Source organism: Brenneria goodwinii (genome assembly GCF_002291445.1).
Classification (GTDB): domain Bacteria; phylum Pseudomonadota; class Gammaproteobacteria; order Enterobacterales; family Enterobacteriaceae; genus Brenneria; species Brenneria goodwinii.
Window position 1 is genome coordinate 2,663,413 of sequence record NZ_CP014137.1, and the last position, 13,196, is coordinate 2,676,608.

The window sequence follows — 13,196 nt, forward strand, 5'->3', positions numbered from 1 at the left end:
AGACATGCCCCATTAAAGATGCTGAAATAAATAGTTCGTAAAACAGCCGTTTACAGCCGATCAAGCAGTTGTTTCAGATCCTTGCCTTTCTGGCTTTGATTATTTTTATCGGCCCACTCATTTAAGCGTTTCTTCACTTCATCCTGGATGCGTTTACGCAACAGTTGTTCGACTTGCAGCTGATAATTCAGCTTATCCCACGGACCATAAATACGTAATGGGATGGTCGTATTTTGCAGTACGCTGACTAACTGTTCATCGCCATGCCAGCCCTGCACAACCCGCACACCCAGATTGGTGTCACAGGTTCTGGCCAGGAGATCCAACTGCCCGTTACCGGTTAATGACAGTAGTTCGGAGCTGCCTTTCAGGTCAGTGATACGCAACTTTCCCGCGTTCAATTGCGCATTTCCCGTCAACTGTTTGATTTCAGTATAACGTTCATACCGCTCCATCCCCTGAACGCTGCTGTTGCCGCGCACCACAGCCATCTGCACCATCTGATGAATATTTAGCCCCTGCAAACGCAGATCGGTGACTTTCAGCGCGGCTTTACCCTGCCACTGTCGGATAATGGCTGGAAGCGTAAACGTATTACCACCTAGTTGACCATTCATCGAGAATTTACCGCTCAATGTTCCAGGCAGGCCAAATGCTGATGTCAGCGGGGCAATATCCACATTATGAATGTCGGGGTGAATCGAAATGGCCGGCGAGGCTTTTACATCCATTTTGCCGGGCAGAGAAAAACTCCCCTCCCCCAACTTGCCATCCAACGCGGCGATATTCAGCACGCCCTGTTGGTTGGTTGCCTGAAGATTAAACTGACTGATGTTAAGTCCGCGATAGATCAATGAGCCGATCTGCAATGACAACCGCGCGGAAAAACCGTCCAGGCCGCTGCTGCTACTCTTCGTGGCTTCGTCAGAGGAGATAACCGGTTTCCCCGCTTTGGCCGGAATAGATGCGGATGAATCCTTCTTCGCAGTCAGTTTGGCGCCCAACAGCGCATCCAGATCGATTTTGTCAGATTTCAAGTCCAGCACATAATCAGGAGCGACGCCAAGCGTTGCACTGCCGCTTCCCGTCAATTGACTCTCATTAGCGCTCAAGGCCAGCTGGCTTAGTGTGATTTTTTCAGGCTGATGCTGATAGCTGGCCTGCAAATTACCTTTGCCGGAGATCCCGCCGGTAGGGATACCTGCGCCCTGAATTTGGTAATCCAGCTTCCCGATATTTGCATTCACCTGTTGCGGGAAATGCGACATATCCATGTCTGCGGACAGAGAAAAAGCGATATCACGCTGATCGCGATTGATGCGACTGGAGAGATCAATATGCACCTGACGATCGCTGTCCTGCTCCATCAATAGATCGATGTCGCGAACGTTTATCTGTTCATTATCATTACGTTGCAGAACCAACAGACTATCCGCGATCCTGATTTTATCAATATCCAACTGCCAGCCCTGTCTTTCAGTGGAGGCCGGCGATCCTGGCGGGGCTATCGGGGCATTATTGGCTGGTTTAACTTCACTTTCCGGCGTCAGTTGGATGACTGCCCCTTTCAGCATGACTTGTTTAACCGCGAGCTTGTGTGAGAGAAGCGGCCAGAGTTTAACATCCAGGCGCATATTTTCCGCGCTGATAATCGGCGCCGTTGCGCCTGGCGCGATCAGCGACATGCCGCCGGATAAAATGCTAAGCTGCGGCCAGACATGCCAGCGCAGTTCGCCATCCAGCCGCAGCTGATAACCACTACGCTCTTCGACTTGCCTTACCATGTAAGCGCGAAAATCATTGGGATTAACCAGCACTACCAGCGCTGTCATTCCTGCCACCAGCACAACAAGTAGAATTGCCAGTGTTGTCAGAAATCTTCTCATGCCATCCTCATTGCATACGCTTTATCACAGGCGGTATTGGCAATTAGTCTTTGTCGATTCGGCTCGCCACTGCCCCCTGCTGATCTTTATATTTAGCATCCTGACGACGGTTATAAGGACGAGCCGCCGGGCCGGATAGCGGTTCAAAACTCAGCGCGCCAATCATCATGCCGGGGCGCAACGCCAACGGCAACTTACCTGAATTATAGAACTCCAGCACGATTCTTCCTTGCCAACCTGGATCTATTCGGTGCGCGGTCACGTGAACCATCAAACCTAAACGAGCGAGAGAAGAGCGGCCGTCAAGCCAGCCGACCAGATTATCCGGCAATGTCACTGACTCCAGCGTGACCGCCAGCGCCAATTCTCCCGGATGCAAAAAGAAGGCTTCGCCTTCCGGCAGATTGATTTCATCACTCATTACGCGATCCAATGCCGCGCTGACTTCATCTTTCGGGCCGCTTAAATCAATAAAAGCCGCGGTGTGCCCCCTGAAGACCCGGAATTGATTCCCTAAACGGACATCAACGGTAGCGCCATTAATTCTTTCTGTTGGCGGGCGCGGTGTAATCAGTAACCGGCCATCGTCCAGCCAGGCCTCAATATCACGGTCACACAATCTCATTTTTTTCTCCACTCGTATCAATACTGGGTGAAAAGTCCCAAAAATTATTCAAAAAACTGACTTATCTTGGCCTTCAGAATATCAATCGCAATACGGTTTTTCCCACCACGCGGGACGATAATATCGGCATATTGTTTAGAGGGCTCAATGAATTGCATAAACATGGGACGTACCGTTTTCTGATACTGCTCCATCACGGAATCCATCGATCGGCCGCGTTCATTGACATCTCGCCGCATACGGCGCATCAGGCAGATATCCAGCGGCGTATCGACAAAAATGGAAAAATTCAGTTCGTCGCGCAAACGGGCTTCCGTCAGCAGCAGAATACCTTCAAGAATAATGACCTTCTTCGGTTCAAGATGCACCGTTTCCTGTTTACGCGTATGTTCAACATAGCTATACAAAGGAAGCTCCACCGCCTGGCCCGCTTTCAGCATTTTCAAATGCGTCAGCAGCAGACTGTGATCCATGGCGTTGGGATGGTCGTAATTGGTCTTGACCCGCTCTTCCATCGTCAGGTGGCTTTGATCTTTGTAGTAGCTGTCTTCAGGTATCACACCAATATGCTGATCCCCGACCTGGTCGCGTAACTCACGGTACAACGTGCTGGAAATAAGACTTTTACCGGAAGCGGAGGCGCCCGCTATCCCGATGATGACACACTGGTGAGACTGATCAGTCATGACATTAACGACCTGATTAACATAAAAAAGAAGAGGGGATGCACCAATTGGTGCGATAACGCGGCAATTATAGGGAGTTAGCACAGTTCACGCCAGCGTTTCCACTATTGGGCGGGCGGTTTCGTCATTCCCGCGCAGGCGGGAATCTGCCAATGACTGCCTGCGGTTTCAGTAACCGATCCCCGCCTACTGCCGCGGGGATGACGCCAGGTTGACGGGGATGGTATGTGGCTGGCGGAAATTACGGGGGTGACGAGAATGTATTTTTCCGCAGGGTAATGGGAGGAAAACATCATCACTGCGAATCATATTCCAAATTTCAAATAGAACACCTGACTTAGTGAATTTTTCAGATTAAAACGAACGATTCCACGTTAAACCATTTTTAAGAATGCAGACATGAGCAAACAGCCATGTATATACATATTGAGCAACCGACCCTATGGATCACTCTATGTCGGAGTGAGCAGCCATTTGCTCAAACGCATATGGCAACACAAAAACCATATTACAGGTGGTTTTTCTCAGAAGTATGACCTGAACATGCTGGTTTATTACGAATTTTTTGAAGATATAAATAATGCCATTCTGCGTGAAAAACAGCTGAAAAAATGGAAGAGGGCTTGGAAAATCAGATTGATTGAAAGTATCAATCCCGACTGGGAAGATCTTTATAGCTATATAATTTAATATTTACGTCATTACCTACACGGTCATTTCCGCTAGTCCCCCGCCTACGGCGACCCCTACGTCATTCCCGCGCAGGCGGGAATCTGCCAATGACTGCCTGCGGTTTCAGTAACCGATCCCCGCCTACTACCGCGGGGATGACGCCAGGTTGACGGGGATAGCATGTGGCTGGCGGAAATTACGGGGGTGACGAGGAAGTTGCTAAACATCTTCAGCCAAGCTCCTCCTTCGTCATTCCTGCGCAGGCAGGAATCTCTTGTACATAACTCCAACCTGCCAACAGAAGAAGATCCCCGTCTGCGCGGGGATGATCGGAAAATCGTGGGAACAGTAGGAAAAGAAGGCGTGCAGTTTGGTAAACCAAGGCGTCAGCCGCCGCCTACAGCGCCCGGAATGAAATTTCCGTCGGGATAACCTCGCCTTGCCAGTAGAGCTGCGCGGCGACCTGACCGGCCAGTTCACGATATAATGACGTAAACTCGCTGTCAGGATGGCTGACCACCGTCGGCTCGCCGCGATCCAGATCTTCGCGCAGCGAAATATGCAGCGGCAGTTGTCCCAGCAGCGCACAGTGGTATTTTTCCGCCAGTTTTTGCGCCCCGCCGGTGCCGAAAATCGGCTCCAGATGACCGCAGTTGCTGCAAATATGGACGCTCATGTTTTCAACGATACCCAGTACCGGCACGCTGACTTTCTCGAACATGGCGATCCCTTTCATGGCATCCATCAGCGCGATATCCTGCGGTGTGGTTACCACCACCGCACCGGTGACGGGAATGCTCTGCGCCAGCGTCAACTGGATATCCCCGGTTCCCGGCGGCATATCCAGCACCAGATAATCCAGATCCGGCCACAGCGTGTCCTGCAGCAGTTGCAACAACGCTTTGCTCGCCATCGGCCCGCGCCACACCATGGCGTTATCATCGGTGACCAGATAGCCAATTGAATTCGTCGCCAGCCCGTACGCCATGATCGGCGCCATATGCTGACCGTCCGGTGAGGTCGGACGTTCGCTTGCCGTTCCCAGCATTGTCGGGATCGACGGCCCGTAAATGTCGGCATCGAGAATACCGACACTGGCCCCTTCCGCCGCCAGCGCCAGCGCCATATTTACTGCCGTACTGGATTTGCCGACGCCGCCTTTACCGGAGCTGACCGCAATAATATTTTTAACGCCTTTCACCCCGGCCTGCTCGTTCACCCGGCGCATCGTGGCGATATTGTGCGTCAGGCGCCACTCTACCGCTTTCGCGCCAGACAGACGCAACAACTCATCGCTCATCGTCTCTTTTAATGCTTCCAGGCCGCTCAACCAGGCAAACGGCATGATTAATTCAATATGCAGCACATCATCCAGCAACGCGCAGTGATGCAGCGCGTTTAACGTCGTCAGGTTATTTTTCAGTGTCGGGTGTTGAAAAGTCGACAGTACCCCGGTCACCATGGCATGCAGTGCTTCTGGGCGCTGTTCGGGGAGTTTAGAGTTCATTCCGGCTCCTTAAAATTCTCATTATTTAACCGATCAAGACGGGTATAGCATATCAGATGGGCGCCGCAACTAACGCGACCCGACGTAAAAAATCGCCAGGCGCGAGGTTAAGCGTTGCATAGCAATAGCCGAAGGGCGGCGAGCAGGGAAGCCCGACGGAGAAAATCGCCGGGAGTTTCGCCTGCGCTTTGCCGGTCAACCACAGGTTTTAGGCAAGGCAGCGGTTTACGCAGTAAGGCGCTATCGGTTAACATCAATGACCCTCTATCATCAAAAAGAAAGCAAGTTCCTCATGACTCAAGTCGCAAAGAAAATATTGGTAACGTGCGCGTTGCCTTACGCTAACGGTTCGATTCACCTCGGTCATATGCTTGAACACATTCAGGCGGATATCTGGGTTCGTTACCAGCGAATGCGCGGCAACCAGGTTTACTTTATCTGTGCAGACGATGCTCACGGCACGCCGATCATGCTGAAGGCTCAGCAGATGGGAATTGCGCCCGAGCAAATGATTGCGGCGATGAGTCAGGAACATCAACAGGATTTCGCTGGCTTCAACATCAGCTATGACAATTACCACTCTACGCACAGTGAAGAAAATCGTGAACTGTCCGCCCTGATTTACTCGCGGCTCAAAGAGAACGGTTTTATTAAAAACCGCACTATCTCTCAGCTGTACGATCCGGAAAAAGGCATGTTCCTGCCGGACCGCTTCGTGAAAGGCACCTGCCCGAAATGTAAGGCGCCCGATCAGTACGGCGATAACTGCGAAGTCTGTGGCGCGACATACAGCCCGACGGATCTGATCGATCCCAAGTCGGCCGTTTCGGGCGCAACGCCGGTGATGCGCGAATCAGAGCATTTCTTCTTTGATTTGCCCGCATTCAGCGAAATGCTGCAAGCGTGGACGCGTTCCGGCGCATTGCAGGAGCAGGTGGCCAATAAAATGCAGGAATGGTTCGACGCCGGTCTGCAACAGTGGGACATTTCCCGTGACGCGCCCTACTTCGGCTTTGAAGTACCGGATGCGCCGGGTAAATATTTCTATGTCTGGCTGGACGCGCCAATCGGTTACATGGGTTCATTTAAAAATCTGTGCGATAAACGCGGCGATCTCAGTTTCGACGAATTCTGGCGTAAAGACTCCACGACCGAGCTGTACCATTTCATTGGTAAAGACATTGTTTATTTCCACAGTCTGTTCTGGCCCGCCATGCTGGAAGGCAGCAACTTCCGTAAACCGACCAACCTGTTTGTTCATGGCTATGTGACGGTTAACGGCGCCAAGATGTCCAAGTCACGCGGCACCTTCATCAAAGCCGGAACTTACCTGCAACATCTGGATGCAGACTGCCTGCGTTACTACTACGCGGCCAAACTCTCTTCCCGTATTGATGATATCGATCTTAATCTGGAAGACTTCGTCCAGCGCGTGAATGCCGACATCGTCAACAAACTGGTCAATCTGGCCTCGCGTAATGCGGGCTTTATCAGCAAACGTTTCGACGGCAAACTGGCCGATAAGCTGGCTGACGCCGATTTGTACAAAACCTTTACCGATGCGGCGCAAAGCATTGCGGAAGCCTATGGTAACCGTGAATCAGGCAAAGCGATTCGTGAAATCATGGCGCTGGCCGATTTGGCCAATCGCTATGTGGACGAACAGGCGCCGTGGGTGGTGGCAAAAGAGGAAGGCCGCGAAGCCGATCTGCAAGCCATCTGCTCAATGGGCATCAACCTGTTCCGGGTACTGATGACCTATTTGAAACCGGTGCTGCCTGCGCTGGCGCAACGCGCTGAAGCGTTCCTGAATAAGGAGTTGAAGTGGGATGAAATTACCGCGCCGTTGCTCGGCCATAAGGTGAATACGTTCAAAGCCCTCTTCAACCGTATCGACCTGGATAAAGTCGATGCCATGGTCAATGCGTCAAAAGAAGACATGGCGACGGCAAAAGCCGTTTCCGGCCCGCTGGCGGAGAATCCCGTACAGGAAACCATCAAGTTTGATGACTTTGACAAGGTAGATATGCGTATCGCCCTGATCAAACAGGCTGAATTGGTTGAGGGTTCGGATAAGCTGCTGCGCCTGACGCTGGATCTCGGCGGCGAAACCCGTCAGGTCTTCTCCGGCATCCGTACGGCGTATCCCGATCCGTCGGTGCTGGAAGGCCGCCTGACGGTAATGGTTGCCAATCTGGCGCCGCGCAAAATGCGCTTTGGTCTATCAGAAGGCATGGTCATGGCTGCCGGCCCCGGCGGCAAAGACATTTTCCTGCTTAGCCCGGACAGCGGCGCCCAGCCCGGTATGCAGGTGAAATAACAGTACGCTCCCGCCTGTGCGGGAATGACAAAAGTCGAGAGTGAAGCGGAAATGACGGAAGTGAGGCGGGAACAACGTCTTCTCCGTCATGCCCGCGGTAGTAGGCGGGCATCTCCCACTGAAACCGCAACCATCCATCGGCCGATTCCCGCCTGCGCGGCAATGACAAAAGTCAGGAGTGAAGCGGAAAGGACAGAAGTAAAGCAGGAATAACGCAGGGAAAACGGGAATATTTCAATACATTTTTTTAACATCATGATTCATGTTCTGATACCAACCTCTCATTTTCATCTCTTCTAGCATATCCATTTACACAACCATCAAGTAACACAAATTCAACCAATCGCTATATAAACAGTGATATAGCGCACAAAATTTCCATTCTTAAATGCAAGGGAAAGGCATTTAAATAGTTACATTTTGATTTGGCGCAAAACCCACAATTTGTGTGTTGTTAAATTGCGCGCAACAAAAATTATACATAATAATCTAGGGAAACTAATGCAACTGAATCGAAGAGGTTTCTTTAAAGTTTGCGCGGGAGGAATGGCAGGGACGACGCTCGCGCTATTGGGATTTGCCCCAACGGAAGCAATGGCAGCGGTACGTCAATACAAGCTGCTGAGAGCAAAAGAAACACGCAATAACTGCACCTACTGTTCCGTAGGCTGCGGCATTCTGATGTACAGCCTGGGCGACGGAGCAAAGAACGCCAAACCCGCTATTTTTCATATCGAAGGCGATGCCGACCATCCGGTAAGCCGCGGTTCTCTCTGTCCGAAAGGCGCTGGCCTGGTGGACTATATTCACAGCAAAAACCGGCTTCTTTATCCAGAATACCGCGCGCCGGGATCGGACCAATGGCAACGTATCGGCTGGGATGAGGCTATCGATCGCATCGCCCGGTTGATGAAAGCCGACCGCGACGCCAATTTTCAGCGCACCAATGCCAACGGCGACACCGTTAACCGCTGGATGACCACCGGGATGCTGTGTTCATCCGCCGCCAGCAACGAAACCGGCGTTCTCGACCAGAAATTCGCCCGCTCGCTGGGCATGGTCGCCATCGATTGTCAGGCCCGTCTGTGCCATGGTCCGACCGTTGCCGCACTGGCGCCGACCTTCGGACGCGGCGCCATGACCAACAACTGGGTTGATATCAAAAACGCCAATGTGATTATCGTTATGGGCGGTAACCCGGCTGAAGCGCATCCCGTTGGTTTTAAATGGGCGGTTGAAGCCAAAACGCAGAACGATGCCACACTGATTGTCGTCGATCCGCGTTTTAATCGTTCCGCCGCCGTTGCCGATCTCTACGCGCCGATCCGCGCCGGATCCGATGCGGCTTTTCTGCTCGGCATCGTCAACTACCTGATCGCCAATGACAAGATACATCGCGAATACGTGGTGTCTTATACCAACGCCAGCCTGATTGTGCGTGATGACTTCAGTTTTGATGAAGGCTTGTTCAGCGGCTATAACGAAAAGACCCGCCAGTACGACAAATCCAGCTGGCAATACGAGCTGGACGCTTCCGGCTTTGCCAAACGCGACACGACGCTGTCCCACCCCCGCTGCGTATGGAACCTGCTGAAAAAACACGTTGCGCGCTATACGCCGGAAATGGTGACATCCTTGTGCGGAACCCCCGTCAAAGATTACGCAGCGATCTGCCGTACGCTGGCCGAAACCTGCGTCCCGGACAAAACCGCCACCTTCATGTATGCGCTGGGCTGGACTCACCACACCAATGGCGCGCAGATTATTCGCGCCGCCGCGATTATCCAGCTATTGCTGGGAAATATCGGTATGGTTGGCGGCGGCATCAACGCCCTGCGCGGTCACTCCAACATTCAGGGCTATACCGACCTCGGCCTGCTGACCACCAACCTGCCCGGCTACATGCCGCTGCCGTCGGAAAAACAACACGATCTGAAAACCTATCTGAGCCAAATTACGCCGACGGCGTTATTACCCGATCAGGTTAACTACTGGAAAAACACGCCAAAATTCTTTATCAGCATGATGAAGAGCTTCTACGGCGAGAACGCCCAGCCAGCAAACAACTGGGGCTATGACTGGTTGCCTAAGTGGGATCGCAGTTATGACATCATTGCGCAGACCGAGCTGATGATGGAAGGCAAAATGAACGGCTACATTGTTCAGGGTTTTAATCCCGTCGCCGCGTTTGCCAATAAAAACAAAGCCACGGAAGCGCTGTCCAAATTGAAATTCATGGTGACGATCGATCCGTTAGCCACGGAAACGTCGACATTCTGGCAGAACCACGGCGAATTCAACGACGTCGATACCCAATCGATTCAAACCGAAGTGTTCCGTCTGCCCTCCTCCTGTTTTGCGGAAGAGGACGGTTCTATCGCCAACTCCGGCCGCTGGCTGCAATGGCACTGGGCCGCGGCCGAACCGCCGGGAGAAGCGCTGCACGACGGTAAAATCATCGGCAAACTGCTGACGCGCCTGCGCGAGCTTTACCAAGAAGAAGGCGGCGCTTATCCCGATCCGTTGATGAACATCACCTGGAACTATCAGGATCCGGAAGATCCGACGCCGGAAGAAGTTGCCCGCGAAGCCAACGGGATCGCGCTGGCCGATATCTATGACGATAGCGGTAAACTCATCTTGAAAAAAGGTCAGCAGATCGCCGATTTCTCTCAGTTGCGTGATGATGGCACCACCGCCAGTTTCTGCTGGATTTACGCCGGTTGCTGGACGGAAGCCGGCAACCAGATGGACAGGCGCGACAACGCCGACGCGGGCATGGGCTGTACGCCGAACTGGTCGTGGTCATGGCCGCAGAACCGCCGTATTTTGTACAACCGCGCATCCGCCGATCTGCAAGGCAAACCGTGGGACAAAAAACGTAAGCTGATGGAGTGGAACGGCGAAAAATGGAGCGGAATTGATATCCCTGACTTCGCCAGTACCGTTCCGCCGGGTAAAGATACCGGGCCGTTTATCATGCTGCCGGAAGGTCTCGCCAGGCTGTTCTCTGTGGACAAGCTGGTGGATGGCCCGTTCCCCGAACACTACGAACCCATTGAAACGCCATTGGGCACCAATCCGCTGCACCCTGCCGTGATTTCAAATCCGGCGGCGCGTCTGTTCGCCAGCGATGCGAAAACCATGGGGGCGGCAAAAGACTTCCCTTACGTAGCAACCACCTACTCCATTACCGAGTTGTTTCGCCACTGGACCAAACACGCAAGGCTGAATGCGATCGCGCAGCCAGAGCAATTCATTGAAATTGGTGAAAATCTGGCGCAGAGCAAGGGCATCAGAGCGGGCGATGAAGTCAGGGTTTCCTGCCAGCGCGGGTACATTAAAGCCAAAGCGGTGGTCACCAAGCGCATCAAAACGCTGAACATTGCCGGCCAATCCGTTGAAACCGTTGGTATTCCCTGCCACTGGGGCTTTGAGGGAGCAACCCGCAAAGGCTTCTTGGCCAACACGCTCACGCCCAGCGTCGGTGACGCTAATTCACAAACGCCTGAATATAAAGCGTTTCTGGTTAATATAGAGAAGGTGTAAGGGTAGCCAACCATGTCAATGCAATCTCAAGATATTATTAAACGTTCGGCCACCAACGCTTTCACACCGCCGCCGCATGCGCGTGACGATAAAAGCGAAGTGGCGAAACTGATCGACGTCACCACCTGTATCGGCTGCAAGGCCTGTCAGGTCGCCTGCTCAGAATGGAACGATATTCGCGATGAAGTCGGCCATAATGTCGGGGTTTACGATAACCCGGCCGATCTGAGCGCCAAATCCTGGACGCTGATGCGCTTTTCTGAAGTGGAAGAAAACGGCCGGCTGGAGTGGCTAATCCGCAAGGACGGCTGTATGCACTGCAGCGAGCCGGGCTGCCTGAAAGCCTGCCCGTCGGCCGGCGCCATCATTCAGTTCGCCAACGGCATCGTCGATTTTCAGTCTGAACAATGCATCGGTTGCGGTTACTGTATCGCCGGTTGTCCGTTTAACATTCCGCGGCTGAGTAAAGAGGATAACCGCGTTTATAAATGTACGCTGTGCGTCGATCGGGTCAGCGTCGGTCAAGAGCCGGCCTGCGTGAAAACCTGTCCGACCGGGGCTATCCATTTCGGCACCAAAGACGAAATGAAAATCCTCGCCGAAAAGCGGATCGTCGATCTGAAAAAACGCGGCTACCAGCATGCCGGTCTTTATGATCCGCAAGGGGTTGGCGGTACCCACGTCATGTACGTTCTGCACCATGCCGACAGGCCGTCGCTATATCATAATCTTCCCGATAACCCGCAGGTCTCCACGCCGGTCAATCTGTGGAAAGGTATCCTGAAGCCCTTGTCGGCGCTCGGATTTGTCATGACATTTGCCGGATTAATCTTCCACTATGTTGGTATCGGCCCAAACACGGAAGAAATTGAGCACGAAGATGAGGGAGAAGACAAACATGAGTAAACAGAAGATGATTTTGCGCACCAAATTTATCGATCGTATCTGTCACTGGATAGTGGTGATCAGCTTTTTCCTGGTCGCCTTATCTGGAATAGCGTTGTTCTTTCCCACTCTACAATGGTTGACGCAAACCTTCGGTACGCCGCAGATGGGGCGCATCATGCATCCCTTTTTCGGTATCCTGATTGTTATCTGCCTGATTCCGATGTTCATCCGTTTTGTCGGCCATAACATCCCTGCGCTGCGCGATATTCCCTGGTTCCTCAACATTATTGAAGTGCTGAAGGGCAATGAGCACGAAGTGGCGGACGTGGGCAAATATAATCCCGGTCAGAAAATGATGTTCTGGAGCATTATGGGATTAACGCTGGTTCTGCTGATTACCGGCGTCATTATGTGGCGCCCGTATTTCGCCCATCTGTTCCCCATTGATGTGGTGCGTTACGCCATTCTGATTCATGCGGCGGCAGCCATCGTGCTGATCCACGCGATTCTGATTCATATGTATATGGCATTTTGGGTCAAGGGATCGATCAAGGGCATGATTGAGGGAAAAGTTTCCGAGCAATGGGCGAAGAAGCACCATCCGCGCTGGGCCCGTAGCCTGAAAAAAGAGCAAGAAACGAAGAAGTAATTCCGCCCTTTTGCCGGCCATTATGACCCCCTCCCAGCCTCCCCCTTGCCAGGGGGAGGAGCTAACTTCCCTCCTCTGCGAAGGGTTCTGTCTCTTATACACAAATGTAGGGGCCATGACGGAGTTTGCCGTTACCCGGCGTAAGAAATTATGCTGAGGTGAACTTGACCGCCGAGTGAGCAGCAGGGATGCTGCGAAAACCAGTGCCGCGTCGGGAACGCGTCACTGGTGGCTCGAATAGCGGTCATGGGCACCGAAGGCACCGCGAAGCGGCATAATTTCAGCCGATAGCCAGGGTTCGCAGGGCTGCGGCGACTGAGCGCCCTGCGTCGGGCGCGTGCTTCGACGCGGCATAAAAACCCCTTTCTTTTCGCGCACGAAATAGCGCTGAACTCACATATACCGTTAACAGTA

General features: G+C 52.7%; 9 protein-coding genes. 5 read left to right on the top strand and 4 right to left on the bottom strand.

What is annotated here, in order from left to right; translation table 11 throughout:
• Positions 1 to 50: 50 nt before the first annotated feature.
• From asmA to udk, 3 genes are read right to left on the bottom strand one after another with little or no spacing between them, the layout of a single operon-like run.
• A complete protein-coding gene (gene asmA / locus ACN28R_RS11905) occupies positions 51 to 1,886 on the bottom strand; it encodes an outer membrane assembly protein AsmA (RefSeq protein ID WP_095834530.1) in 1,836 nt (611 codons plus the stop codon).
• A gap of 43 nt (positions 1,887 to 1,929) precedes the next feature.
• Positions 1,930 to 2,511 (bottom strand): dCTP deaminase, encoded by a 582-nt coding sequence (gene dcd, locus ACN28R_RS11910; protein WP_048635598.1) that lies wholly within the window; start codon positions 2,509 to 2,511, stop codon positions 1,930 to 1,932.
• A 44-nt stretch (positions 2,512 to 2,555) separates the two neighbouring features.
• Positions 2,556 to 3,197, bottom strand: coding sequence for a uridine kinase (gene udk / locus ACN28R_RS11915; protein ID WP_048635599.1), 642 nt, complete (start codon positions 3,195 to 3,197; stop codon positions 2,556 to 2,558).
• Between the two features lie 399 nt (positions 3,198 to 3,596).
• On the opposite strand from udk, the gene ACN28R_RS11920 reads away from it, so the two are divergent.
• The gene (locus ACN28R_RS11920) at positions 3,597 to 3,887 is read left to right on the top strand and encodes a GIY-YIG nuclease family protein (protein WP_048635600.1); all 291 of its coding nucleotides are present in this window, start codon (positions 3,597 to 3,599) and stop codon (positions 3,885 to 3,887) included.
• Between the two features lie 379 nt (positions 3,888 to 4,266).
• Here the strand turns inward: ACN28R_RS11920 and apbC are convergent, their stop codons facing one another.
• Positions 4,267 to 5,376 carry an iron-sulfur cluster carrier protein ApbC gene (gene apbC / locus ACN28R_RS11925; RefSeq protein WP_095834531.1) on the bottom strand — a complete coding sequence of 370 codons (1,110 nt, stop codon included), beginning with the start codon at positions 5,374 to 5,376 and terminating at the stop codon, positions 4,267 to 4,269.
• Between the two features lie 292 nt (positions 5,377 to 5,668).
• On the opposite strand from apbC, the gene metG reads away from it, so the two are divergent.
• The 4 genes from metG (at position 5,669) to fdnI (ending at position 12,782) form a co-directional block, all read left to right on the top strand.
• Positions 5,669 to 7,696, top strand: a complete 2,028-nt coding sequence (metG, locus tag ACN28R_RS11930) for a methionine--tRNA ligase (RefSeq protein WP_095835796.1) — start codon at positions 5,669 to 5,671, stop codon at positions 7,694 to 7,696.
• Between the two features lie 501 nt (positions 7,697 to 8,197).
• Complete coding sequence (fdnG, locus tag ACN28R_RS11935; protein WP_095834532.1) at positions 8,198 to 11,245, top strand: formate dehydrogenase-N subunit alpha; 3,048 nt, start codon at positions 8,198 to 8,200, stop codon at positions 11,243 to 11,245.
• A gap of 12 nt (positions 11,246 to 11,257) precedes the next feature.
• Entirely contained in the window at positions 11,258 to 12,151 is an 894-nt protein-coding gene (fdxH, locus tag ACN28R_RS11940; RefSeq protein ID WP_095834533.1) for a formate dehydrogenase subunit beta, read from the top strand.
• Complete coding sequence (gene fdnI, locus ACN28R_RS11945; protein WP_048635603.1) at positions 12,144 to 12,782, top strand: formate dehydrogenase-N subunit gamma; 639 nt, start codon at positions 12,144 to 12,146, stop codon at positions 12,780 to 12,782. Before fdxH ends, fdnI begins: the two co-directional genes overlap by 8 nt.
• The last annotated feature ends 414 nt before the right edge of the window (positions 12,783 to 13,196 follow it).

Excerpts from the sequence above, each read along its gene's own strand:
- fdxH (WP_095834533.1), top strand. The coding sequence starts at position 11,258 with ATGTCAATGCAATCTCAAGATATTATTAAACGTTCGGCCACCAACGCT.
- metG (WP_095835796.1), top strand. The coding sequence starts at position 5,669 with ATGACTCAAGTCGCAAAGAAAATATTGGTAACGTGCGCGTTGCCTTAC.
- dcd (WP_048635598.1), bottom strand. The coding sequence starts at position 2,511 with ATGAGATTGTGTGACCGTGATATTGAGGCCTGGCTGGACGATGGCCGG.
- fdnG (WP_095834532.1), top strand. The coding sequence starts at position 8,198 with ATGCAACTGAATCGAAGAGGTTTCTTTAAAGTTTGCGCGGGAGGAATG.
- udk (WP_048635599.1), bottom strand. The coding sequence starts at position 3,197 with ATGACTGATCAGTCTCACCAGTGTGTCATCATCGGGATAGCGGGCGCC.
- apbC (WP_095834531.1), bottom strand. The coding sequence starts at position 5,376 with ATGAACTCTAAACTCCCCGAACAGCGCCCAGAAGCACTGCATGCCATG.
- ACN28R_RS11920 (WP_048635600.1), top strand. The coding sequence starts at position 3,597 with ATGAGCAAACAGCCATGTATATACATATTGAGCAACCGACCCTATGGA.
- asmA (WP_095834530.1), bottom strand. The coding sequence starts at position 1,886 with ATGAGAAGATTTCTGACAACACTGGCAATTCTACTTGTTGTGCTGGTG.
- fdnI (WP_048635603.1), top strand. The coding sequence starts at position 12,144 with ATGAGTAAACAGAAGATGATTTTGCGCACCAAATTTATCGATCGTATC.